The sequence below is a fragment of the Gudongella sp. DL1XJH-153 genome (genome assembly GCF_049310905.1).
GTDB lineage: Bacteria > Bacillota > Clostridia > Tissierellales > Tissierellaceae > Gudongella.
In genome coordinates this window covers 1-235 of sequence record NZ_JBMEMN010000115.1, presented here as the reverse complement: position 1 = coordinate 235, position 235 = coordinate 1, and the positions used below count along the sequence as shown (strand labels likewise).

The 235-nt window shown below is 33.2% G+C and carries 1 pseudogene; it reads left to right on the top strand.

What is annotated here, in order from left to right:
• Nucleotides 1-43: 43 nt before the first annotated feature.
• Nucleotides 44-235, top strand: a pseudogene (locus ACOEN1_RS13590) (tRNA 2-thiocytidine(32) synthetase TtcA); the annotation flags it as partial.

Here is a 235-nt window from a genome sequence, read left to right as displayed (position 1 = left end):
CTAATGTTATATGATTCAGGATTTATAAGGAGCAAATTACAATATGAAATTACAGCAATTACTAAGCTACGCAAGAAAAGCAGTAGATGAATATAAAATGATCGATGAAGGTGATAAAATTGCAGTTGGAATTTCGGGCGGAAAGGATAGTTTAACCATGCTCTATGCTCTTCATGGTTTAATGCGTTTTTATCCTAACCATTTTGAAATTGAAGCAATCACAGTTAATCTCGGA